24 protein-coding genes are annotated in these 25,472 nt (G+C 27.1%); 18 read left to right on the top strand and 6 right to left on the bottom strand.

Annotated features, from left to right (window positions below):
• Positions 1-53: 53 nt before the first annotated feature.
• Positions 54-1,004, bottom strand: coding sequence for a Na/Pi cotransporter family protein (locus tag B5D11_RS08780; protein ID WP_078682666.1), 951 nt, complete (start codon positions 1,002-1,004; stop codon positions 54-56).
• Between the two features lie 202 nt (positions 1,005-1,206).
• On the opposite strand from B5D11_RS08780, the gene B5D11_RS08775 reads away from it, so the two are divergent.
• Both B5D11_RS08775 and B5D11_RS08770 read left to right on the top strand, forming a co-directional pair.
• Positions 1,207-2,121, top strand: coding sequence for an AEC family transporter (locus B5D11_RS08775; RefSeq protein WP_078682665.1), 915 nt, complete (start codon positions 1,207-1,209; stop codon positions 2,119-2,121).
• Between the two features lie 117 nt (positions 2,122-2,238).
• The gene (locus B5D11_RS08770; RefSeq protein ID WP_078682664.1) at positions 2,239-3,138 is read left to right on the top strand and encodes a metallophosphoesterase; all 900 of its coding nucleotides are present in this window, start codon (positions 2,239-2,241) and stop codon (positions 3,136-3,138) included.
• 236 nt (positions 3,139-3,374) lie between these two features.
• On the opposite strand, the gene B5D11_RS08765 is transcribed toward B5D11_RS08770, so the two are convergent.
• Entirely contained in the window at positions 3,375-3,983 is a 609-nt protein-coding gene (locus B5D11_RS08765; protein WP_078682663.1) for an NUDIX hydrolase, read from the bottom strand.
• A 181-nt stretch (positions 3,984-4,164) separates the two neighbouring features.
• Here B5D11_RS08765 and B5D11_RS12695 point away from each other — a divergent pair, with 181 nt between their 5' ends.
• From B5D11_RS12695 to B5D11_RS08730, 8 genes are all read left to right on the top strand, one after another.
• Positions 4,165-4,305 carry a hypothetical protein gene (locus B5D11_RS12695; protein ID WP_164850177.1) on the top strand — a complete coding sequence of 47 codons (141 nt, stop codon included), beginning with the start codon at positions 4,165-4,167 and terminating at the stop codon, positions 4,303-4,305.
• Between the two features lie 446 nt (positions 4,306-4,751).
• A complete protein-coding gene (gene aroF / locus B5D11_RS08760) occupies positions 4,752-5,765 on the top strand; it encodes a 3-deoxy-7-phosphoheptulonate synthase (protein ID WP_078682662.1) in 1,014 nt (337 codons plus the stop codon).
• Between the two features lie 8 nt (positions 5,766-5,773).
• Positions 5,774-6,637, top strand: a complete 864-nt coding sequence (locus B5D11_RS08755) for a prephenate dehydrogenase (protein WP_347476866.1) — start codon at positions 5,774-5,776, stop codon at positions 6,635-6,637.
• Between the two features lie 4 nt (positions 6,638-6,641).
• Complete coding sequence (aroB, locus tag B5D11_RS08750) at positions 6,642-7,709, top strand: 3-dehydroquinate synthase (protein ID WP_078682660.1); 1,068 nt, start codon at positions 6,642-6,644, stop codon at positions 7,707-7,709.
• A gap of 14 nt (positions 7,710-7,723) precedes the next feature.
• Positions 7,724-8,983 carry a 3-phosphoshikimate 1-carboxyvinyltransferase gene (aroA, locus tag B5D11_RS08745; RefSeq protein WP_078682659.1) on the top strand — a complete coding sequence of 420 codons (1,260 nt, stop codon included), beginning with the start codon at positions 7,724-7,726 and terminating at the stop codon, positions 8,981-8,983.
• Between the two features lie 87 nt (positions 8,984-9,070).
• Complete coding sequence (gene aroC, locus B5D11_RS08740; protein ID WP_078682658.1) at positions 9,071-10,150, top strand: chorismate synthase; 1,080 nt, start codon at positions 9,071-9,073, stop codon at positions 10,148-10,150.
• A gap of 21 nt (positions 10,151-10,171) precedes the next feature.
• Complete coding sequence (pheA, locus tag B5D11_RS08735) at positions 10,172-11,281, top strand: prephenate dehydratase (protein WP_078682657.1); 1,110 nt, start codon at positions 10,172-10,174, stop codon at positions 11,279-11,281.
• A gap of 138 nt (positions 11,282-11,419) precedes the next feature.
• Positions 11,420-12,061 (top strand): hypothetical protein, encoded by a 642-nt coding sequence (locus tag B5D11_RS08730; RefSeq protein WP_078682656.1) that lies wholly within the window; start codon positions 11,420-11,422, stop codon positions 12,059-12,061.
• Between the two features lie 162 nt (positions 12,062-12,223).
• Here the strand turns inward: B5D11_RS08730 and B5D11_RS08725 are convergent, their stop codons facing one another.
• Complete coding sequence (locus tag B5D11_RS08725; RefSeq protein ID WP_078682655.1) at positions 12,224-12,610, bottom strand: hypothetical protein; 387 nt, start codon at positions 12,608-12,610, stop codon at positions 12,224-12,226.
• A gap of 450 nt (positions 12,611-13,060) precedes the next feature.
• On the opposite strand from B5D11_RS08725, the gene B5D11_RS08720 reads away from it, so the two are divergent.
• From B5D11_RS08720 to B5D11_RS08710, 3 genes are all read left to right on the top strand, one after another.
• Positions 13,061-13,975 (top strand): phosphodiester glycosidase family protein, encoded by a 915-nt coding sequence (locus B5D11_RS08720; protein WP_078682654.1) that lies wholly within the window; start codon positions 13,061-13,063, stop codon positions 13,973-13,975.
• Position 13,976: 1 nt separating this feature from the next.
• Positions 13,977-14,390 (top strand): hypothetical protein, encoded by a 414-nt coding sequence (locus tag B5D11_RS08715; RefSeq protein WP_143327692.1) that lies wholly within the window; start codon positions 13,977-13,979, stop codon positions 14,388-14,390.
• Between the two features lie 219 nt (positions 14,391-14,609).
• Positions 14,610-16,625, top strand: coding sequence for a carbohydrate-binding domain-containing protein (locus tag B5D11_RS08710; RefSeq protein WP_078682652.1), 2,016 nt, complete (start codon positions 14,610-14,612; stop codon positions 16,623-16,625).
• Positions 16,626-16,771: 146 nt separating this feature from the next.
• Here B5D11_RS08710 and B5D11_RS08705 read toward each other — a convergent pair whose 3' ends face one another.
• Positions 16,772-18,040 carry a sensor histidine kinase gene (locus B5D11_RS08705; protein ID WP_078682651.1) on the bottom strand — a complete coding sequence of 423 codons (1,269 nt, stop codon included), beginning with the start codon at positions 18,038-18,040 and terminating at the stop codon, positions 16,772-16,774.
• A gap of 27 nt (positions 18,041-18,067) precedes the next feature.
• Positions 18,068-18,742 carry a response regulator transcription factor gene (locus B5D11_RS08700; protein ID WP_078682650.1) on the bottom strand — a complete coding sequence of 225 codons (675 nt, stop codon included), beginning with the start codon at positions 18,740-18,742 and terminating at the stop codon, positions 18,068-18,070.
• Positions 18,743-19,002: 260 nt separating this feature from the next.
• On the opposite strand from B5D11_RS08700, the gene B5D11_RS08695 reads away from it, so the two are divergent.
• Genes B5D11_RS08695 through B5D11_RS08685 form a run of 3 tightly spaced genes read left to right on the top strand, consistent with a single transcriptional unit; the run spans position 19,003 to position 21,480 of the window.
• Positions 19,003-19,800, top strand: a complete 798-nt coding sequence (locus B5D11_RS08695; RefSeq protein WP_078682649.1) for a polyphosphate polymerase domain-containing protein — start codon at positions 19,003-19,005, stop codon at positions 19,798-19,800.
• Positions 19,740-20,435, top strand: coding sequence for a DUF4956 domain-containing protein (locus B5D11_RS08690; protein ID WP_078682648.1), 696 nt, complete (start codon positions 19,740-19,742; stop codon positions 20,433-20,435). Before B5D11_RS08695 ends, B5D11_RS08690 begins: the two co-directional genes overlap by 61 nt.
• Before the next feature lie 28 nt (positions 20,436-20,463).
• Entirely contained in the window at positions 20,464-21,480 is a 1,017-nt protein-coding gene (locus B5D11_RS08685) for a bifunctional glycosyltransferase family 2/GtrA family protein (protein ID WP_078682647.1), read from the top strand.
• 118 nt (positions 21,481-21,598) lie between these two features.
• Here the strand turns inward: B5D11_RS08685 and B5D11_RS12970 are convergent, their stop codons facing one another.
• Positions 21,599-22,528, bottom strand: coding sequence for a ubiquitin-like domain-containing protein (locus B5D11_RS12970; protein ID WP_078682646.1), 930 nt, complete (start codon positions 22,526-22,528; stop codon positions 21,599-21,601).
• Positions 22,529-22,810: 282 nt separating this feature from the next.
• Between B5D11_RS12970 and menA the strand changes: the two genes are divergently transcribed.
• Both menA and B5D11_RS08670 read left to right on the top strand, forming a co-directional pair.
• On the top strand, positions 22,811-23,758 hold the full coding sequence (gene menA, locus B5D11_RS08675; protein WP_078682645.1) for a 1,4-dihydroxy-2-naphthoate polyprenyltransferase: 948 nt from the start codon (positions 22,811-22,813) through the stop codon (positions 23,756-23,758).
• A 74-nt stretch (positions 23,759-23,832) separates the two neighbouring features.
• Positions 23,833-25,413: a DEAD/DEAH box helicase gene (locus B5D11_RS08670; RefSeq protein WP_078682644.1), complete on the top strand. Its 1,581-nt coding sequence runs from the start codon at positions 23,833-23,835 to the stop codon at positions 25,411-25,413.
• Positions 25,414-25,472 lie beyond the last annotated feature (59 nt).

The raw sequence follows: 25,472 nt of genomic DNA, 5'->3' as shown, positions 1-25,472 counted from the left end.
TAACTTAATAAAAAAGTATTGTCGCAAAATATAATTTATTTTGCGACATTTTTTTACACTATCCATTCAATAAACTTTACATAATATTTATGTATTGGAAGGAATATAACGGCACTTAGTACATTAAAAATAGTATGAGAATTAGCAATTTGTATGCTTATATCTGCATTAGGCTGAAAATATTCTGTTATATATTTTACTAAGAATACAAAATAAGGGAGAAAAAGAGTAACTATAATAACTCCTATAACATTATAAATAGTGTGAGCCCAAGCTGTTCTTTTAGCATTTTTGCTACCAGTAAGGCTTGCAATTTGGGCAGTAAAACAGGTGCCTATGTTATCTCCAAGCATTATACATATAGCTGAAGTTAGATCGATAAGACCTGCCTGTCCAAGAATTATAACAAGTCCAACAGTAGCACTACTGCTTTGGACAAGACCTGTTGCAACAATTCCAAGTATTATTCCTATTATAGGAATTGAAGCATAATTTTTAAAGAAGTATTTTAAAGTTTCGCTTTCTTTTAAAAAAGGCACACCGGAATTTAAAAATTTTAGTCCTAAAAACATGAAACCAAATCCCATTATAGATTGACCTATGTATTTAAAAGTATCATTTTTAGAAATATATGTAACAATAAACCCAATTCCAATAGCAGGAAGAGCATAATCCGTTATATTAAATTCAAGACTGAAAGCCATAAGTTGTGCTGTAATTGTAGTGCCAATATTAGCACCAAAAATTATTCCTACTGCTTGTGAAAGATTCATAAGACCAGCATTTACAAAACCAACTGTAAGCACAGTAATGGCTGTACTGCTTTGAACTATGGCCGTAAAAATAGTACCGCAAAGAAAAGCAGTAAATACATTTCCGGCTAATATAGAAAGAAGTTTATTCATAAATTTTCCAGAAGCTTTTTCTAATCCTTTGCTCATCATATCTACACCATACATTAAAAGTGCAGTTCCACCTATAATCCCAAAAACAAATTCTTTCATTTATGTACCCCCAGATTGTATAGTATCAATCTTTATATTATATAAATTTTGAAATGATATAATTACTGTTTTATTATTTTAAATTATAAAAATTATAAATATGATTAATAAATTTGCATATTAAATGCCTTTTATATAAAATAATTCTTATAGATTTATATTTATACAATATAAAGTAATATTATAAAAATGGGGGAAGGAAATGATTAATAATTCAGCAGTAATAAAAGAAGTAATCTCAGTATTTTTAATAATACTCGTAGGATTTATAGCTAGTAAAAAAAGGATAATAAGTGATGAAATAAATAAAGGATTAACAGAAATACTTTTAAAAATAACGCTTCCGCTTTTAATAGTATCTTCTTTTAATTTTAGCTATAGCCAAGACATTAAAGCTAATATTTTAAAATGTTTTTTTTATAGCTTTATAGTTTTTATAGTAACTCCTATTATTTCATATATTTGTTTATTACCAGTTAAAGTAAATAAAAGAAAAATACTTCAGTTTGCAAATGTGTTTTCTAATTGTGGATTTATAGGCTTTGCTGTAATGGATAGTATTTATGGTGGAGAAGGAGTAGCGTATGCAGCAATATTTAATATGTTTTTTTCTTTATTTGTTTGGACTTATGGAATTGCACTTTTTTCAGATAAATTATCTTTAAAAGATGTAAAAAAAGTATTATTAAATCCCGGAATTGTTGCAGTATACATAGGTGTAGCTATAATGGTTTTTAATATAAAACTTCCTATAGTTTTAACTAAAAGTATAAAAAGTGTAGGTTCTATGACTACACCGCTTTCAATGATTATAGTTGGAGTTATTTTATCAAAAACAGATGTTAAGAGCCTTTTAAAAGATTGGACTATATATTATGGTACGTTTTTAAAGCTTATTTTAATACCTATATTTTTTTATATTATATCTGTAATTATAAAAGATAATTCAAAAGTTATGAATACAATGATAATTTTACAAGCTATGCCTGCAGGGGCGACTTTGTCATTATATGCAGAAAGCTTTAATAAAGAAAAACAATATTCAGCGGGAATAGTTTTTTTTACAACTCTTTTATGTATTTTAACTTTCCCTGTTATATTAAAATTAGTTTCATAAAATAAAAAAAGAAGATTTAAGAAAATATTAATAAGAAATATTTTAATATATACTGTTCCTTACATCTTAAACATTGAATATAGTATAGTATAATTCAATGTTTTGTGGGGGACTAAAATGAACACATTAAAATGTGTATCTAAAGTTTTTAAATCAGCTGATGAAATTATTTTTGATGATTCATCAAAAATTGTTTTAATGAGTGATTGTCATAGAGGAGATGGCAGTTTTGCAGATGACTTTGCAAGAAATCAAAATATATACTTTTCTGCATTAAATTATTATTATAACGAAAATTACACATATATAGAAATAGGTGATGGAGATGAACTTTGGGAAAATAGTAAAATTGATTCTATTATAAATGAGCATAGTCATGTATTTTGGCTTTTATCTAATTTCTATAGAAAAGGAAGACTTTATTTTATTTTTGGAAATCATGATATGGTAAAGAAAAACAAAAAATTTGTAAAAAAAAATTTATATAAACATTTTAGTGAGAGAGAAAATATTTATATTCCTTTATTTGACAATATAAAGGTGCATGAAGGTTTGGTATTAAAGCATAAAGATACGGGGAATAAAATTCTTTTAATCCATGGCCATCAAGTAGACCGTTTTAATAGTGATTTTTGGCTTTTGTCTAGATTTTTAGTAAGATTTTTATGGAAACCACTTAATCTTTTAGGTGTAAATGATCCAACTCGTGCAGCAAAAAATTATACAAAGAAAAAAGATATGGCTAAAAAACTCACTGAATGGGTAATAAAAGAAAAGCATATGATTATTGCTGGACATAACCATAAGCCATTTTTCCCCAAAATAGGAGAACCACCTTATTTTAATGATGGAAGCTGTGTACATCCAAGATGTATAACAGCAATTGAAATTACAGATGGAAATATAGCCCTTGTAAAATGGAGTGTTAAAACTAAAAATGATGGAACATTATTTGTTGGGAAAGATATTTTAGAAGGACCAAGAAAATTGCAGGATTATTATATGAAAAATATGTAAAATAATGTTAAAACTAATATAATGATTGTAAAACTAAAAAAATTGCAGTTGGAAAGGGGGAAAACCAACTGCGATTTTTTATTTATATTTAAGGGGATTTAAATTAGGGGATTTAACTTCCTCTGTAATTACATATTAATCTAAAAATATGAAAATTTTATGTCAATATTGAATATTGTTTGTTAATTATATATAAATTTTACAAATATGAAAATTGAAAGATTAAAATTATAAGCCTAGTAAAATAAATCTTCACCTAAAGATGCAAATACTTGAAGTGTCATCCATGCTTTTATGTCCATATTTATATTTTGCTTTAAAAGCTCTTTAGCTTTTTCTTGAGATACTAAAATAGTTTCTATATCTTCATCATCCTCTAAATATTTATTTGAAATCTCTCCTTCGCAAGTACAGTAAACCATAGCTACAGATTCATCTGTCATTCCAACGGATACATAAACTTTATTTTTGCTTTTTTCATTATTTATTTTAATAAGATTTAAACCTGTTTCTTCTTTTAATTCTCTTTTAACGGCCTGTTCAATAGTTTCATTTCCATCTAAAAGTCCTGCAGGTATTTCATACACATAATCATTTAAAGGTACTCTAAATTGCTTTATTAAAACAAGGCTTTTGCTCTCTTTATGAAGTGCAGCAATTATAACAGCATCAATATTTTGTTCCCTGCCTTTAAAAAATTTTTCTTTTAAAGTATTAAAATCTTTTCTAGATGCAATAGTCCAATGCTTTTTAATACCTTTTTTATTTATATATTCAGCATCATAAAGGCTTAAATATTTTGTTTGTGCAAGTACAGTTAAATTTTTTATTCTGTTATTATCCATATAATATCATCTCCTAAATTTTTTAGTAAATTTTTCAGGTAAATATATTCTTTGAAGTTAAATTTAAACAAATTAATTATATAAAAGTAAAAGAATTTAAACAAGTTTTTTATAAAATATAAATATTAAAGAATATTTATATTTTTACTGGAAATTCTATTTTTAGAAAGGAGAATGTGACATGAAAAATAAACCTAAATTTACAAATAAACAAAAAACTGCAATGGGAATTAAAATGAATGATAATGGAGAAATAGCACATTATAATGATAAGGTAGAAATAAGCAGGAAAAATGATAATGTAAAACCCAATGAGTTTTAAAAATATTGAGTTTTAAGAAAAATTAAGGTTCAAAAAAATACAATTCTATAAATAAATTTACAGTTATTAAAAATATTTTATGAATTTTTTTGAAAAAGTACTTGCAAATAATAAAAAAAAATTGCATAATATATATAAATAATTCTGAAAATAAATACAACTAATTGGAGGCAAACGATATGGAAAACTCAATTAGAAAAAATTTTGTAAGACAATTTTACTTTAGCTTTTATCTTTACTGGGGCTTTTACTTTAGCGCTGGTTATTTGTCTTACAAAAAAATAAAGAAGTTTCCTTTTCTAATGAGTTTAGGAAAGTATGCTGTTTGCATATAATAGATTTATATAATTTGCCTTTAATGTATATAAGCCTATAAGTAAGGAAGACTCATTGGAGTCTTCTTTTTTTATTATATTTTATTATAAATAATTGAAGGAGGAAAAGTTATGATTATTATTATGAAACCAAATACAGAAAAAGAGGCAATTGAAAAATTAAAATTAAAAGTAGAAAGTTTGGGGGTTAAGGTTAACATGTCTGAAGGTGAAAATTGTTGTGTATTAGGATTAATAGGTGATACAAGGAAAATTGATCCAAATCAATTTTTAACAGATGAAAATGTAGATAAAGTTTTGCGTGTTCAAGAACCTTTTAAATTAGCTAATAGAAAATTTCATCCTCAAGATAGTGTAATTAAAGTAGGGGAAAATAGCATAGGTGGTGATAAAATAGCGGTAATGGCAGGTCCTTGTTCTGTTGAAAGTGAAGAACAAATTATAAGCATTGCAAAGCAGGTAAAGGAATCTGGAGCAACATTTTTAAGAGGCGGTGCTTTCAAACCAAGAACATCACCATATAGTTTCCAAGGATTAAAGGAAGACGGTCTTGAACTTTTAAAATTAGCTAAACAAGAAACTGGATTGCCTATTGTAACAGAAGTTATGGCTGTAAATCAAATTGAAAAAGTTATGGAATCTGCAGATATACTTCAAATAGGTGCAAGAAATATGCAAAACTATGATTTGTTAAAAGAAGTTGGCAAAACAGATAAACCTATTCTTTTAAAAAGAGGTTTTTCCGCTACTATTGAAGAATTTATTATGTCTGCTGAATATATAATGGCTGAAGGAAATCAAAATGTTATATTTTGTGAAAGAGGTATTAGAACATTTGAAACTTACACAAGAAATACTTTAGATTTAAGTGCTATACCTGCACTTAAAAAACTAACTCATTTGCCAGTTATTGTAGACCCAAGTCATGCTACAGGATTATGGTGGATGGTAGAGCCTCTTGCAAAAGCAGCTATAGCAGTTGGAGCAGATGGTTTAATAATAGAAGTTCATAATGATCCTGCAAATGCAAAATGTGATGGTGAGCAATCTATTAAACCTGAAAGATTTGATGCGCTTATGAAATCTTTAAAAGAAATAGCCAAGATAAATGGCAGAACTTTATAATCAATGGGGTGATAATATTGGAGGATTTAGACTTTAATATCACTATAGTTGGACTGGGACTTATGGGTGGTTCTTATGCAATGGCTTTAAAAGAGTTAAATCCCAAAAATTTATGGGCAGTTGATATAAATGAAGATACTTTAAAAACTGCTGAAGAAATGGGAATAATAAATAAAGGATATACAAAACCAGAGGTACCCTTAAAAGATTCAGATATAGTTATTATTGCATTGTACCCTAAGTCAGCTTTAAGATTTGTAAAAGATTATATTAACAGTTTTAAATCTGGGGCTATTATTACTGATATAGGTGGTATTAAAGAAGAAATAGTTAATGAAATTAATTCTTTCCTTCCTGATGATTTAGAGTTTATTGGTGGGCATCCTATGGCAGGAAAAGAAAAACAAGGATTAAAATATGCTTCAAAAGATATATTTACAGGAGCAAGTTATATATTTACTCCAGTAGAAAGAAACAAAGAAAAGAATATTCAACTTTTAGAAAATATTGCAAGAAAAATTGGATGCAAAAATACTGTTAGAGTTAATCCAAAGCAGCATGATGAGATTATTGCCCTTACAAGTCATCTTCCTCATGTTATAGCAGTAAGTTTAATAAATAGTAGTGATATATTAAATTTAGAAACTTCTTTATTTGTTGGAGGAAGTTTTAAAGATGGCACAAGAGTAGCTGAAATAAATTCTTCTCTATGGGTAGAATTATTAATTTCAAATAAAAAGAATATACTAAATACATTAGATATTTTTGAAAACAACATTAAAATGATAAAAAATGCCATAATGGAAAATAATTGTGATTTTATTAAATCTGAATTTGAAAAAGCTAGCTTAAAAAGAAAGGAGCTTGGTTAGTATAATGCGCACAGTTACAGTAAATCTTCCTAATAAGACTTATTCTATATATATAGATAAAGGAATTATTAATAATATTGGTAAGGAAATAAAAAAAATATATAATAATAAAAAAATTGCCATAATAACTGATTCAAATATTGAAAAGTTATATGGCGAAAAAATTGAAAATAGTTTAATAAGAGAAAATTTTATAACCCAGAAAATTATAATAGAACCTGGAGAAAAAAGCAAATGTTTTGAAGTACTTGAAAGAGTTTGTGATGAGCTTTTAGAATTTGGATTAACTAGAGGGGATTTAATCATTACTTTTGGGGGCGGTGTAGTTGGAGACTTAGGAGGATTTGCTGCATCTATATTATTTAGAGGTATTCCATTTATACAAATTCCAACTTCTTTACTTGCTCAAATTGACAGTAGTATAGGAGGAAAAGTTGCTGTCAATACAAAACATGGGAAAAATCTTATAGGAAGTTTTTATCAGCCTATAGCTGTTTATATAGATTCAGATTTATTAAAGACTTTAGAAGATAGAGTTTTGTATGATGGTATGGCAGAGGCTATAAAATATGGAGCTATAAAAGATGAAGAACTTTTTTATAATTTATTAAAATATAAATCAAAAGAAGAATTGCTCGAAAATATAGATGAAGTTATATATACTTGCTGCAGCATAAAAAAAGATGTTGTTGAAAAAGATGAAAAAGATACAGGTGAAAGAATGCTGCTTAATTTTGGGCATACTATAGGTCATGGGATTGAAAAATATTTTAAATATGAAAAATTTACTCATGGAGAAGCAGTAGCTATGGGTATGATTGCAATTACTCAAAGCAGCGAAGAACTTGGAATTACAGAAAAAGGTACTTCAGATTTATTAAAAAAAATTATAGCTAAGTATAACCTTCCATATAAACTTCCACCTATGGATAAGAAGGATATAATAAATGCCATAAGTTTAGATAAAAAAAATACAGGCAAAAATATGAATATTATTCTTCTAAAAAAAATAGGACAAAGTTTTATAAAAAAAATAAAACCTGAAGATATAGAAAAATATATTAAATTTTAAAGGGGAGTTTAGTTTTGAATTGTGTTCGTATTATACCATCAAAGCTTAAAGGTTCTATTAAAATTCCACCATCAAAAAGTCTTTGTCATAGAGCTATTATAGCTGCTGGTCTTGCTCAAGGTATAAGTAATATAGAAAATGTAATATTTTCTGATGATATTACTGCAACTTGCAACGGAATGAAGGCACTAGGAGTTAAAATAGAAAATAAATGTAACAATTTAATAATAAATGGAGCTAATCCTTTACGACTAATAAATAGAGAAATTGACTGCATTGAATCAGGATCAACTTTGAGATTTCTTATACCTATTGCTCTTTTAACTGGGGATGAAGTTACTTTTAATGGACGGGGGAGGTTAAAAAACCGTCCTCTCAATCCTTTCTATAAAATATTTAAAAAACAAAATATTAGTTATAGTAATGAAAATGGGTTACCTTTAACATTACAAGGTAAACTTAATTCTGGAGAATATGAAATAGAAGGGAATATAAGTTCCCAATTTATTACTGGACTTTTATTTTCTCTTCCTTTATTAGAGGGAGATTCTAAAATTTTTATTACAACAGAGTTAGAATCTAAAGGATATGTAGATTTAACATTAGATATTTTAAAAAAGTTTTCTATAAATGTTGAAAATCATTCTTATAAAGAGTTTTATATTCCAGGTAATCAAGTATATAAAGCCAATAATTATAAAGTTGAAGGGGATTTTTCTCAAGCAGCATTCTATCTTGTGGCAGGAGTATTTGGAGAAGAAATAGAATGTATTGATTTAGATATTAATTCACTTCAAGGAGATAAAGTTATAATAGATATTATAAAAGAAATGGGAGGCAATATATCTTTAGAAGAAGATAAAATTATTGCAAAAGCTTCACATACAAAAGGAACTGTAATTGATGCATCACAATGCCCTGATATTGTACCTATATTAGCAGTATTAGGAGCATTGAGCGAAGGTACTACTAAAATTATAAATGCAGGAAGACTTAGAATAAAAGAGTCTGACCGATTAAAAGCAATTAGTACTGAATTAAATAAATTAGGTGCAGATATAAAGGAAGAGAGAGAAGGATTGTTAATTCATGGTAAAAAGAGACTTAAAGGAGGAACAGTAGACAGCTGGAATGATCATCGTATAGCAATGGCTCTTTCTATTGCTTCTATAAAATGTGATGAACCTGTAATTATTACAAACAGTGACTCTGTAAAAAAATCTTATCCTGAATTTTTTAAAGATTTCTCAATGTTAGGTGGGAAAATATCCTAAAAATACTTTATAAGCAGATTAGAAAGGGAAAAATAACAGGTTAAGTTTTCTATAGATTTAACAAATAAATTTAAGGAGGAATAGTAGATGAGTGGAGTATGGGGACGGAAAGTTAAATTTTCAATTTTTGGTGAATCCCACGGAAAAGGAATAGGAATTACAATCGATGGACTTCCTTCAGGATTTAAGCTTGATTTATCACAAATTGAGTTTGAAATGAAAAGGAGAGCTCCTGGAAGGAACACTTTTTCAACTCAAAGAAATGAAAAAGATAGTTTTGAAATAATAAGCGGATATTTTAATGAATTTACTACAGGTACTCCTCTTTGTGCTGTGATATGGAATAATGATCAACACTCTAAAGATTATGATAAATTGAAAAATGTTTTCCGTCCAGGGCATGCAGATTATACTGGCTATGTTAAATATAAAGGTTTTAACGACTATAGAGGAGGAGGACATTTTTCTGGAAGATTAACTGCAGCTTTAGTGTTTGCTGGAGCCGTTGCAAAACAAATTTTAGAAAAAGATAATATAATTATTGGAAGTCATTTATATCAAATAGGTAACATATATGATGACCCTTTTGATAAGGTAAATATATCACCTGAAGTTTTAAAAGAACTTAGAAATAATGATTTCCCTGTTCTTAATATACAAAAAGGTGAAGATATGAAAAATTTAATAATAGAAGCAAAAAAAGATTTAGATTCAGTAGGAGGAGTTATAGAGGCTGCAGCAATAAACTTACCTGCAGGGCTAGGTTCGCCTTTCTTTGATTCTGTAGAAAGCACTTTAGCTCATCTTTTATTTTCTATTCCTGCAGTTAAAGGAGTAGAATTTGGTGAAGGTTTTAATATTTCAAAGTTAAAAGGGTCTAAAGCAAATGATGAACCTTATATAGAAGAAGGGAAAGTAAAAACACGTACAAATAATAATGGTGGTATATTAGGTGGAATTACTAATGGAATGCCTTTAATTTTTAGAGCTGCCTTTAAACCTACTTCTTCTATATCAAAAAAACAAAAAACAATAGATATATCTAAGATGGAAAATACAGAATTAGAGGTTAAAGGACGACATGATCCTTGCATTGTACAAAGAGCGGTACCTGTTGTAGAAGCAGTAACAGCCATGGCTGTTTTAGATTTATTATATTGTCAATAAAATTTTAGGTGGTGATGGGAAATGGATGATTTATTAAAAATTAGAGAAGAAATTGATAAGATAGATAGTGAACTTGTAAAATTATTTGAACAGCGTATGAAATATGTATTAGAAGTTGCTGAATATAAGAAGAAAAATAATTTAGAAGTATTTCATAAATCCAGAGAAGAAGAAGTTATTAAAAATGGTATTAAACATTTAAATGATAAAAGATTTTCAGATTCAGTTGAAAAATTTTTAAATTCCATTATGAAAATAAGTAGAGAGATGCAAAACGAAATTATATTATCTTATGAAAAAAATAATATAATAGTTGGATTTCAAGGTGTTTCGGGATCTTTTAGCGAGCAGGCTCTTTTAGAGTATTTTGGATATGATGTTTCAACAAAACCCGTAGAACAATTTGAGGATATATTTATAGAGCTTAAAAATAATAAAATTGATTATGGAGTTCTTCCTATAGAAAATTCTTCAACAGGAGCTATAGCTGAAGTATATGATTTATTAAACAAATATGATTGTTATATTACAGGAGAAATTTGTTTAAAAGTAGATCAAAATTTATTAGGAATAAAAGGAGCTTCTATAGAAGATATTGAGGAAGTATATTCCCATCCCCAAGCTTTTAGTCAATCTACTGAATTTCTAAAAAATTACCCTAGATGGAAACTTATCCCATATAAAAACACTGCTAAAAGTGCTGAATATGTAAAAAATCAAAATAATAAAAAATTAGCAGCAATAGGAAGTAAAAAAGCAGCAGAACTTTATGGGTTAGATGTACTCAAAAGTAATATAAATTTTAATAGTACTAATAGCACTAGATTTGTAATAATATCTAGAGAATTAAAAGAAGATATTCATAATAATAAAGTAAGTGTTGTATTTTCCACTTCTCATAAAGTAGGATGTCTTTATAATGTTTTAAAATGTTTCTCTGAAAATTACTTAAATTTACTTAAAATTGAATCAAGACCATTACCCAATAAACCATGGGAATATCTTTTTTATGTAGATTTTGAAGGAAACCTTAAGGATGAAACTGTACAATTAGCTATTGAAGCTGTAAAAAACAATAGCAGATATTTTAAAATTTTAGGGAATTATAAAAAACATGATGATAATTTTTAAAAATTAAAATATTAATATATTCATTTTTGCAACATTAATCAATGTAAAAATTTTTGAAGATTTAATATAATTTATTTCTAAAAGAGAAGATATACTATGGCAAAATTTAAAAAATAATTGATTAAGGGGGCAGTTACCGTGAGTAAAACATTTAATGGTATAGTAATTTTTGGAGGAATGGGTTCGGGAAAAGATGAACTTGCAAGGCAGATATGTACTTTAAGAAAAAATGCAAAAATTTACAAAATGAGTGTATTATGCAGAGAAATGATGAAAGTATCTAAGGTAAACCCTAAATGGGCAGGAAAAGAAAGATACATAGGTCAAGCTATTGCAGATAAAATAAGAGAGCTTGATATTAACATAATGTGCGACTATATATTAGCCCTTATATATGAAAGATGGCAGGAGAAATATGGGTGGGATAATACTAAGCTAAACGATGAAGAATATAAAAAAGAACTTCTTAATCAGTTAGCTATTATAAGAAATGAGGAACTTTCAATAATTGTTGGAGGACGTACTATTACGGATTTTAATTATTGGAAAGAAAAAGGATATTTGATTGTAGGTATTAAAGTAAATGAAGAAGTTAAAAAGCAAAGACTTATAGATAGAGATGGAGAAATTACAGTAAAAAACAGTAATAGTGAACATAATACAGAATCAGATATCCCTTATATAATAAATAATTTATGTGATGAAGTTATAATAAATGATGGAACTATAGAAGATTTAAGAAATGCTGCTAAAAATATGTTAATTAAATATAATTTTTAAATAAATATTTAGGGAGCGTAATTAGCTTTGTGTAAAATCAAATCTAACTACGCTACTTATTTTTAAACTATATTTTATTTCAATATTAAATATTTATATTTTAAGACTAAGCACTAATTTTGCTTAGTCATTTTTGATTAAATTAATATGTAAATTATGTTTTTATGATTTCCCCTTAAACTCGATGCCACATTTTTTACAAGTAATTATAATTTTACCTTTTTTTCTAGGAACTCTAAGTTTTTGAGAGCAGTTAGGACATTTAAATATTTTGTATTTACGAGAATCTTTAATATAAGACTTAAACCTATAATATCGTTGCTTTAATATTAATAGGTAATTTTCAAATACTGAAAGTTCTTGATGTCTTTTATATTTGTTTTTTGAAAATGTTCTAAAAAGTCCATAAAATATTAAAACAACTCCTGCTATTGAAGTATATTTTGAAAAAGAAAGCAGCAGCCCTAAAATAAAAAGATATTTTGTAAGTTTATCCAATCCATATGAATCTTTAAAATAATAAGAAAGTTTATCTAATATATTTTTCATTTTAAAATTCCTCCTATTAATGTAAAAAAACTAATTAATCTTTTAATGTAATATTAAAATTTATAATTTTAAGTTAACACATATAGTAAATATCTACAATAAATATTATATGAACTTTTTATAAATTGATTAATAAAAAACTGTAGTAAAAAGCTTTTAAACTTCACTCAATATTTATCACAAATAGTTTATTTATTTTTAATAATGATATTTATAATTTTATTTTATACTAATTTTAAATTGTTTTGGAAAAATTATCCACATTTTGTGGATAATTCCAAAGAAAATGTGGATAATTTTTTAAAATAAAATTTGTTTTTGCTAGATTTTTTTTAAATTTCTAATAAATTAATATTTTTTAAGCTTTATTTAAGGTTTTAAGTATACCATAAATTTATAAGATTGTTCTTTAACAACATATAAATTTTTAAAGAAAGGATGCAGTAATAAATGAAAAACTTTTTAGCAAAACCTTATAGATGGGCAGCTATTTTTTCTATTTTATTGTTAGCAGCATTTACTTTTACTTTGTTAGATACTTTTGTGTTAGAAAAATCAGTATCTAAGGTTTCAACATCGCTTTCATCAGCAGACCAAAAAATAATACAAATTAAACAATCAGAGGATAAATCAAAGGCTTTAATTACAGATAATTCATATCAGGATGAAAATATTAAAATTACCATTGAAAAAGTTCGTAAATATGACACAAATATGTATGTGGCAGATATTCAGCTTTCTGATGCTTCTTATTTAAAAACAGCTTTTGCAAATAACACTTATGGACGCAATATTAAGTCTGAAACTTCAACTATGGCAAAAGAAAAAAATGCTATTTTTGCTATAAATGGAGATTATTATGGATTTAGGAATACAGGTTATGTATTGCGTAACGGAATTGTATACAGAAGCACTGGAGGAAACAATGAAGCACTTGTTATAGATAAAGAAGGAAATTTATCTATAGTTTCGGAAAGTGAAGTAAGTATGCAATCTTTAAGTGATAAAGGTACATGGCAGGTATTGTCATTTGGGCCTGGACTAGTTGAAGATGGAGAAATTACTGTAGATACCTCAAGTGAAGTAGGAAAATCTATGAATAGTAATCCAAGGACTGCCATTGGTCAGATTTCAAAGTTACATTATATTGTAATTGTTTCTGATGGGCGTACTAGCGATAATGAAGGACTTTCTTTATTAAAGCTTGCTCAGGAATTTAAGGATAGAGGCTGCACTACAGCATATAACTTAGATGGAGGAGGATCCTCTACAATGTATTTTAATGGTAAAATCATAAATAATCCTACAGATGGTAGAAAAAATGGAGAAAGGCAGGTTAGCGATATTGTCTATTTTGGATATTAATATGAAAAAACAAAGCAAACATATTAGAAAAACAGTATTAATCTATTTAATATTATCAATAATTGCCATAGTTATAAATAAAATTTACGCTATTTTTGCTCACGGAGTATCTTCAGAAGCTATGACTTGGATGTTTTTATATCCATTGATTGGAGGTTCTCTCTTTTATTCTTTGATTTTAGTGTTTGCAAATTGTATAGTTAGATTTAATGCTTATAGAATGTTTTTTAATATTTATAATTCTGGAATTGCAATATTAACTTTTGGAAGTTTTTTAAAGGGCATTATAGATATTGCAGGTGCTGATTCAAAGCATTTAATATTTTACTATGTGATTGGAATTTTATTTGTTGTTATAGGGTTGATTTTAATATTTATAATGCTCATTAACAAAGATAAAGCTAAACAGTTTTAATTTATTTAAGGTTTGTTTAAGCCTTAGTACATACAATTAATATGTAAAAAACATATTATAGATATCCAAAATCTAAATATAGCCTATTAAAATTATAATACGAGTAATAATATGTTCTATATTATTAGTAGAGAGTATTAGTTATTTTGTTAGATGGCTCTATTAAACTTTAAATATTTACAATTAAATAGAAACAAACATGAAAAGGAGACTAAAAATATGAATAAAAAATCTATAAATCTTATTATAGCTACAGTTCTTACATGTACTACATTGTTATATGGCTGCTCATCAAAGAGTAAAACAGAAAGTAATTCTGATACAAAAGGATCTGCAGCTTCACAAGTTAAAGCAAGTATTATCGGGAATAAAACTGTAAAAAGTGTTATAAGCGGATTGATTACTTATGATAAAGAAGACACATATGTTGAATGGAAAAATGAGAACCCAAATTATATTGAGTTAAATGGATCAACTGCCGATTTAAAGGGCTCAGGAGCAGAAATTAATAAGGGTAAAGTTACTATAAATAAAGCAGGGATTTATGTAATAAGCGGGAAATTAGATAATGGTCAAATTATTGTAGATGTTCAGGATAAAGGGACTGTTAGACTTGTCTTAAATGGGGTAGAAATAAATAGTCCTGATAATGCAGCTATTTATATAAAAAATTCAGAAAAGACAGTTATTTCCTTAGAGGAAGGAACAACAAATTCAATATATGATGGAACAAAATATGTTTTAGAAGATTCCTCTACAGATGAACCTAGTGCAGCAATATTTAGTAAAGATAATCTTGTTATAAATGGGACAGGTAAGTTAATTGTTAAAGGAAACTATAAAGATGGAATTACAAGTAAAGATGATCTGAAAATTACAGGAGGGAATATTCAAATTACATCAGTTGATGATGGCTTAGTTGGTCGCGATATAATAGGAGTAAAAGAAGGTAATATAACTATTGAAGCTGGTGGAGATGCAGTAAAGTCTAATAATGATACAGAAAATACTAAAGGGATTGTAGCTATCGAAAATGGAACGTTTAATTTAAAAGCTAAAAATGATGGAATACAAGCAGAAACAGCAGTACTTATTTCAGATGGTAATTTTAGTATTACTTCAGGTGGAGGCAGTGTAAATGGTACTAAAAAAGCTGAAGATAGTATGGATGGACCAGGTGGAAAGGATAATAAAAATTTTAATACAACAACTGAAGCTGAGTTAGAAACTGAAAGTGCAAAGGCAATAAAAGCTGTTGCAGATATAGGAATTTCAGGAGGTACATTTAATATAGATTCTTCTGATGATGCTTTGCATAGTAATAATAATGCAATTATAGAAGGAGGTAACTTTACAATAACTTCTGGTGATGATGGATTGCATGCAGATACAATTTTAGGGATAAAGGGTGGAAAAATAAATATTAAAAAGAGTTATGAAGGTATAGAAAGTTCTTTAATAACAATTTCAGATGGTGAAATACATGTTACTTCAGATGATGACGGTATAAATGTTGCTGGAGGTGTTGATGGATCTTCAACAATTGGGAATTCAGCACCAAATAATTTAGAATCGTCAGGAAACAATATGCTTAATATAAATGGTGGATATGTTGTTGTTAATGCTGTTGGTGATGGTTTAGATTCAAATGGATCAATAAAAATAACTAAAGGGACAGTGGTTGTATATGGTCCAACGGCTAATATGAATGGAGCTTTAGATTACAATGGTACATTTGAAATGACAGGAGGATTTTTGATAGCTGCTGGAAGCTTAGGGATGATGCAAGCACCTTCAGATACATCAACTCAGTATTCAATAGCAATGACTTATCCACAGACTCAGAAGGCAGGAACTATTGTAAACTTACAAGATAGTAAAGGAAATTCTATAGCAACCTTTGCACCTTTAAAAGAGTATCAATCTGTACTTATTAGTTCACCTGAACTTAAAAAAGGAGAGAGCTATACACTTTATTCTGGAGGAAGTTCAACAGGTACATTAACAGACGGATTTTATAAAGATGGCAAATATGAAAATGGTACTAAAATAGTAAGTTTTACAATTTCAGATTCAGTAACTTGGCTTAATGAATCAGGGATAACAACTCCAAGAAGCTCTATGCCAGGTGGTGGTCATGGAGGGGAAAAAGGACAACGTCCACCAAGAACACAAGATCAAAATTTACCTGAAACTGAAAATCAATCAACTTCTGGGGACATAAATAACAAATAAAGGTGTTAAAAATATAAAAAAGATATTATAAAATAGAAATCTTTATAGTAAAGAAATTAAAAACAATCCAGTAGAAAGCATTTTGATATGCTTACTACTGGATTGTTTTTTATCTATCTTGCTAACATAGGAAGATAGATTTTTTTTTACTTGCTTTTTATACGGGGAAGCTCAACTGTAAATGTAGTTATATCATTTATAATGCTTTTAACAGATATTTTACCTTTGTGCTGTTCAACTATAGACTTTGCTATAGAAAGTCCTAATCCATAACCTCCGCTTTTTTTAGAACGAGATTTATCCAGGCGATAAAATCGATCGAATATATTGTTTAGATATTCTTCAGGAATTCCTTTTCCAGTATTGGATATAGTAAGTATAGCTTTATTATTATACTTTTTTAGTGAAAGTGAAATTTTACCATTAGGATTTGTATATTTTAAAGCATTATCTAATAAAATCATTACAACTTGCTTAATCTGTTCACTATTTCCATAACATATGATGTTAGGTTCAATATTATAATCTAAGAACATATTGTTTTCAAAAATAATAGCTTCCATTGTTAAAATAACATTTTCTATAGTTTCGCTTAAATTAAAATCAGTGGAAATTAGCTTTATATCTGAGTGATCTGTTTGAGCAAGATAGAGTAAATCATTAGTTAATTTAATCATCCTCTCAACCTCAGATTTTATATAGTAAACCCATTTAGACTGATTTTTTATAGTGTCTTCACTGTTTGCTAAAAGTAATTCTGCATTAGTATTTATAACAGTGAGGGGTGTCTTTAACTCATGAGAAGCATCTGCAATAAATTGTTTTTGTTTATCAAAGGTTTCTTTAATAGGTTTTATAGCTTTATTTGCAAAGAATTTGCTTATAAAGAAAATTGCAATAAGCATTAGCAATGCAACAGCTGAAAAAGTATAAATAAGATTTGTTAAATAATTGTATTTATCAGTTACATCTAAAAAAACTATTTTATAACCCGAATTATCTAAAGAAGGTCTAAACATAAATTCCCAATAAGTATCGTCAAGCTTAAATCTGCTTTTGTCAGTATTTGATGATAAAGCCTTTTCTTTTGCTTCTTCATAAAAACTATCATCCATATCAAATACAGATTGACTACTTATAATATTATTTTTATTATCAATTATCAATGTAAAGGATAATGAACGTTTAGGATGAGGATCTTCCATATTATTAGGACCTTTGTAATTTAATTTAGGTTCTTTTTGTATATTATTTACCTTTCCATTAATATCTGATAATCTATTTAACTCCATATTTATATCATTACGAACATTTTTATATGTAATTAAATATATACTTGAAAAAGATATTATCATCATAATAGAAATAATAATTAAATTTAATATTAAAAATTTATTTCTAAGCTCTTTGAACATAATTAGCTCCTTTTAATTTTATTAAAATCAGTTTAATTCTAATATATATCCAACACCTCTTACAGTATTTATAGTAACTTTAGAATTTAGATAAGCTAATTTTTTTCTTAAAAAAGAGATATAAACTTCTACATGGTTATGTTCAACTTCCGAGTCAAACCCCCATAGTTTTTCAATTATAAGTTCTTTTGAAGTAGCTAAGTTCTTTCTTGTAATAAGAAGTTCTAAAAGTTCTGCTTCTTTAAGTATTAGCTTAATCTCTTTATCATCTTTAGCTAGTTTTAATGTAGAAGGATTTAACTGCAAATCTCCAAATTTTAAAGAATTATCTTGAAGTACCTCACCTTTTCGTCTAGATATAGCTCTTATTCTAGCAAGTAATTCTTCGCTTGCAAATGGTTTTGCTAAATAATCATCAGCTCCACTGTCAAGTCCTGTCACTTTATCTGAAATTTCTCCTCTTGCAGTTAAAAGTATTACAGGAGTAGATATTCCTTCCTTTCTTAAAGTCTTAAGAATGCTTATACCATCCATTTTAGGAAGCATAATGTCTAAAATTATTAAATCATATATATCGCTTAAAGCATTATCAAGACCACTTTCCCCATCATTAACAGCATCAACAGTATAATTATTTTTTTTTAATATTTGTGTTAAAGCTTCAGCTAAAGGAAGCTCATCTTCTACTATTAAAATTCTCATAGTATCTTCTCCTAATGTTTAAGATAGATTTTTGTAAATTTATTATAGCATAGAAACCTTTAATGAAACTTAAATGAAGTTTTATATTTAAATTAAATTTAATCAATTAAAAATATTTAAGGTTTGTTTAAGCTTATTTTTGTAAGATAAATTCATAAGGAAATTTTACAGAAAAGTAAAATTGTTTAAGCTTTATTTAAGGTTAAGGTTTTAAAATAAGCTTAAATAAAAAAATTAAAGCAAGGAGGGGGATAAATTAAATGGCTATAGAGGTTTTTAATAGAAATGAATGTAAGTTTTTACTTAATGATGATGTATATAAATCATTGAGCGTAAAACTTCAAGAGTATATGGATAAGGATGATTATAGCAAAGATGACAATTTTTATACAATAAGCAATATTTACTATGATAGTGAAGATAATTATTTAATAAGAAACTCTTTAATGAAGCCTACATATAAAGAAAAGCTTCGACTTAGAGCTTATGGTGTTCCAAGTGAAAATGACAAAGTATATTTGGAAATTAAGAAAAAATTCAATGGAGTAGTTAATAAAAGAAGGACTTCTATAAAATTAAAAGAAGCTTATACTTTTTTAAGCACAAGTAAAAAGCCAGAAATTCAAACTTACATGAATAAACAGGTTATAAATGAAATTGAATATATTCTAAAACTTTATAATGTAAGGCCAAAGCTTTACCTAGCTTATGATAGAAGGGCTATGTTTGGAAAGGATAATAAAGAATTAAGAATAACTTTTGATACAAATATACGAACTAGAAGATATGATTTAAAACTTGAAGCAGGAGATTATGGAGAGCAGCTTTTAGAAAAGGGCAAATGGCTTATGGAAATTAAAGCTGAAAAAAATATCCCTATTTGGCTTGCACAACTTCTATCAAAATATAAGGTTTATAAAACTAATTTTTCAAAGTATGGCAAGGAATATGAAAAAATGCTTATAAATAATAAAAAATTGAAAGGAGAAACAAATAAATGTTTGGATCAATATTTAGCTCAGTATCTAACTCATCAATTAGCGCATCAATTCCTTTAATGGATTCAGTTTTAACTATACTTATATCATTTATATTAGGTATTGCAATAAGCATAACTTACATGAAAACTTCAAATAAAGGAGCATATTCACAAAATTTTTCTTTAACACTTGTGATAATACCAACAGTTATAGCTATTATAGTCCTTTTAATAGGAAGTAATATTGCAAGAGCATTTAGTTTAGCAGGAGCCTTTTCTATAATTAGATTTAGAAGTGCTCCTGGAGATCCTAAAGATATAGCATTTGTTTTATTTACTATGGCAGCAGGCTTTGCCTGTGGAGCAGGGGCTTATGGGTATGCAGTATTATTTACAGTTTTTCTTTGTACATTAATGTATATACTTAACTTAACAAACTTTGGAGCAAGAAAGTTTTCGCATAAGCTTTTAAAGATTACTATACCAGAAGATTTGGATTATGAAGGAGCTTTTGATGATATATTTGCAGAATATACAACAGGGCATGAACTTATAAAAGTAAAAACAACAGATTTGGGAAGTTTATTTCAGCTTGTATTTACTGTAACAATGGACAGTAGTAAGAGCCAAAAAGAATTTTTAGATGCATTAAGATGCAGAAATGGGAATTTAAATATTACTTTATCTATGAATGAAGATACAGCACAGTACTAAAAGATAGAAATCTAAGGAGGTGTAATTTATGACAATTTTAATTCCAGCTTATGAACCTAGCAAAAAATTTATTGATTTGATATATAATTTAAGAGATATTTGTGATTATGATATTGTAGTTGTAGATGACGGAAGTGGAGAAAAATATAAATATATTTTTGATACTGTTTCAAATCTTGGTTGTATTGTACTAACTCATGAGCAAAATAAAGGTAAAGGAGCAGCATTAAAAACTGGTTTTAAATATATAAAAGAAACAAATGAATGTACTGGAATTGTTACTGCTGACTGCGATGGACAGCATTTACCAAAAGATATTGTAAAAATTGCAGAATCTATAAAAGATTATAATAACTCTATAATACTTGGAAGCAGAAAATTTGCAGGTAAAGTTCCAATTAAAAGCCGCTTTGGAAATAGCTTGACTAGAATTATATTTTCCTTTGCAAGCGGCTCAAAGGTTTATGATACTCAGACTGGTCTTAGAGGATTTTCTGTAAGCATGCTAAATTGGCTTTGTGAGATTTCAGGAGACAGGTTTGAATATGAAATGAATATGCTTTTGGAGGCTGTACCAGAGGGTTATAGCTTTCATGAAATTGATATAGATACAGTATATTTGGAACAAAATAAATCTTCACATTTTCATCCTTTAAAAGATTCTCTTAGAGTATATCTTCCTATTATTAAATTTAGTACATCTTCTCTTATGGCTGGAGTTATTGATTTCTTTCTTTTAGGTATAATACAACTTTTCACTTCAAATTTATTTTTGGCAGTAGCAGGAGCAAGAATATGTAGTGCAATATTTAATTATACAGTAAACAAATTTTTTGTATTTTCAAAGTTTAAGGGAGTTTCAGTAAAAACCTCTTTACCAAGATATTTTATACTTGCAGCATTTATAATGTTTGCAAATTATGGAGTGATTAATATATATTACAGTATAATAGGCTTATCTTTATTTTTAGCTAAGATTTTTACTGAAATAACAATATTTCTATTTAGCTACTGGTCTCAGAGAAAATTTGTTTTTGTTAAATAATGAAAGTGCTGCTGAAGCTAGCTATTTAACTAGATTTAGCAGCACTTTTTCTCATAATATAAAACAAGTTTTTGATTAATAATATTTAATATTTTTATCTTTAGACAATTATAAAATTTTATTTAAGAACATAAACTTTAACATATTTTACAGCCCATTTTAAAGCTTCAGATTTAGTATTAAAAAATACATCTATTTTATTTCCTTTAATGGCAGAACCACAATCTGCAGCAATAGCAAAGCCATAATTTTCAACATAAAGTTTTGTTCCATATGGTATAATATTTGGATCCACTGCAATAGTACTATATCCATTAGGATTTCTTACAGCCTTTCTGCCAGATGCTGTGTAGGCAGAAATAGCACCGCCTGTAGGAGAATAAGCAGTAGCTTTTGCGGTGAAAACATTTGTATAAGGGATGGCATTTCCACCTCTTGATATAGTAAGTGCTGGAAGAGCTCCTGCAACTATAATTTTATCTTGTGGTTTTTTTACTATAATTTCTTCTAAAATTTTTCTTGAAACTTCTTTGCCATTTTCATATGTAACTTCAATATTCACCTTTTTTTCTCCAGGTTTACCTTCCTGAACAGTTTTTCTTACAGTATTAACTAAATTATTATCGGTTTTGATTACAGTATTGAAATCTATATTTTTAGATTCAGATAAAGTTTTTACATCTACTCTTATTATTTCAATTTTCATATTTTTTTCAATTTTTGTATCTATTGGTGGAGTTATTTTATCTTTTTCTCTTAAAGCAATTCCTTCAGCTTTAAGCATAGAAGCTACATTTTCTTCAGCAGTTAAAATATTTAAATTTTTACCATCTGCCAAAAGATTAACATTAAAGGCGCGTTTTATATTGATTGTACTATTTTTAGATATTTTTGAATTTAAACTTGGCTTAACTTTATCTTTAGGGCCTAATACTATGTTTTCTTCTTGTAAAACTTTATTAACAGTATTTTTAAAAGTTTTATATTGAGTCGATTTACCATCTATAACAATTGTAACTGTTTTAAAATTGCTATATATTACTGCCAAAAGTATAGCTATTACTAAGAGTGAAGCAGTAAACTTTTTTATATTAGCTTTAGTAAAATTAAAATTAAAACTAATAATGTTCTCCTCCTTCCATTTTATAGGTTCAAAATTAAATTCAAACTTATATTATGAGATAATTATAGTTATGCCTTCAGTAGTAAATATATGTAAATAATATAGTTTTTTTTTAAGTTTGTCAAATTTGAGGCTTAAATATGCTGCTTTTACAAAAAATATTATATAATATATAATAAGTATTAATTAAAACAAAGGGGGATAAAAATGTCAATAAAAAGTTTTTTAAAATACGTAGAAATTCAAACAAAAGTAGCTAGTGTTATACCTTTTATATTAGGAAGTGTATTTGCTTTTTATAGATATGAAAGTTTTAACATTTTAAATTGTATTATAATGTTTATATCTCTTATAACTTTTGATATGACTACAACAGCTATAAATAATTATATAGATTTTAAAAAAGCATATAAAAAAGAAGGATATGGATATGAATTCCATAATGCTATTGTTAGAGATGGAATAAAAGAAAAAACAGCATCAGCAATAATATATATACTTTTATCCATTGCTGTTATTTTTGGAATTTTACTTACAATAAAAACAAATGTTATTGTACTTTTAATAGGAATTATATCTTTTGCAGTAGGAATTTTTTATACATTTGGACCGCTTCCAATATCAAGAATGCCGCTAGGAGAAGCATTTTCAGGCTTTTTTATGGGATTTATAATAATGTTTTTATCAATATTTATTCACATAGCAGATAAAAATTTAGTGTCATTAACTTATATAAATAATATATTAAGTCTTAATATAAATATAAAAGAAGTATTTTTTTTATTTTTACTTGCAATACCTGAAATGGGTGGAATTGCTAACATAATGCTTGCTAATAATATTTGTGATATAGAAGATGATGTATTAAATAAAAGATTTACACTACCTTACTACATAGGCAAAAAGAGTGCACTTAAATTGTTTGAAATATTTTACTATATAGGTTTTATAGATATAATAATTTTAGTTTTATTAGAAATTGATCCTATTTGGTCTTTAATTACTTTATTTGCTTTTATTCCAGTTTTTAAAAATATAAAAATATTTAAAGCAAATCCTTCTAAAAAAGATACTTTTGCCTTGGCAGTTAAAAATTTTGTTATTATGAACACATTACATATTTTAACAATAGTATTGGGTTTAATCTTTAAATAAATAATATTCTCTTGTATATATTGAAATACTATATTATAATAAAATAATTGATATTGAAAGAGGGATTATAATTCATGGAAAATAAACAAAATGTTAAATTTAGTGATTTAGGTTTAAATGAAAAAGTTATAAAAGCAATAGATGATATGGGGTTTGAAGAACCTTCAAGAATACAAGCTGAAATTATACCAGTTTTGCTTCAGGGCTTTGATGCTATAGGTCAAGCGCAAACTGGTACAGGGAAAACTCTTGCTTTTGGAGCTCCTATACTAAGTAAGTTCGAAAAAAAAGAAAATAATATTTATGCTATTATACTTGCTCCAACAAGAGAATTAGCAATACAAGTTAATGATGAACTTGTGCGTTTAGCTAAATATATAAAAGTAAAGACACTTCCTGTATATGGAGGTCAACCAATAGAAAGACAGATAAGAGCTTTAAAAAATGGCATAGATATCATAGTAGGTACTCCAGGAAGAGTTTTAGACTTAATAAGAAGGAATATAATAGATTTAAGCTCAATAAAATTTCTGGTACTTGATGAAGCTGATGAAATGCTTGATATGGGCTTTATAGATGATATAGAAGAAATAATAAAAAATGCAAATAAAGATAGACAGACTATGCTTTTTTCAGCCACTATGCCTGATGAAATAAAAAAACTTTCAAAAAGATATATGAAAGACGATAGAAAACATATATCTATAGTTAAAAATACTATGACAGTGTCTACTGTAAGTCAATATTACTATGAAGTTAAGCAAAATAATAGATTTGAATCTTTTTGCAGAATACTTGATGTAGAAGAACCATCTTCAGCTATAATATTTTGTAAAACTAAAAAAGGCGTAGATGAATTAGTTGAAGCTATGCAAACTAGAGGTTATAGTGTAGAAGGAATGCATGGAGATATGAGTCAAAATCAAAGGCTTAATACGTTGAAAAAATTTAAAGAAGGAAACCTTGAATTTTTAGTTGCCACAGATGTTGCGGCAAGAGGTATAGATGTTGAAAATGTAACTCATGTAATAAATTATGATTTACCTCAAGATATTGAATCTTACGTTCATAGAATAGGAAGAACAGGGAGAGCCAAAAAGGAAGGAATAGCATATTCATTAGTTACCCCAAGAGAATATATGACTTTAAAGCAAATAGAAAAAGTTACAAAGAGTAAGATAAAGAGGAAAGAAATACCAACAATTGATGATATATTTCAAGCTAAATTTAGAAATATTTTAGATAGAATTAAAGAAACTTTAGAAGAAGATGAATATAAAAGATTTGTACCTTTAGCAACAGAACTTGATGATGACTATAATCTTGTAGATGTAGCAGCAGCACTTATGAATATACTTTATAATAAAGAAATTTCTTATGAATATACAGAAAATAACATAAGTGTTGAAACAGGTTTTATAAGGCTGTTTTTAACAGTAGGAAGAATTGATAAAATTAATCCTAAATCAATTTTACAGTTTTTTAATGAAAATGCTGGAATTAACAAAGAAGATATAGGAAATATAGATATTTTTGAAAAATTTACTTTTGTTGATGTTAACGAGAGGGCTGTAGATATTATAATTAAAAAATGTAATGGTAAAAAAATTTCAGGAAGAAAAGTTAATGTTGAAATTTCAAGACCTAAAAAGTAAAATAAATATAATATATAAAGAGGGAATTCTAAAAAATAGATATCCCTCTTTTGCATTAT

This window comes from Clostridium sp. USBA 49, assembly GCF_900167505.1.
Taxonomy (GTDB): Bacteria; Bacillota; Clostridia; order Clostridiales; family Clostridiaceae; genus Clostridium_AT; species Clostridium_AT prolinivorans.
The sequence above is the reverse complement of the archived record's forward strand: the minus strand, read 5'-3'. Positions and strand labels throughout refer to the sequence as shown.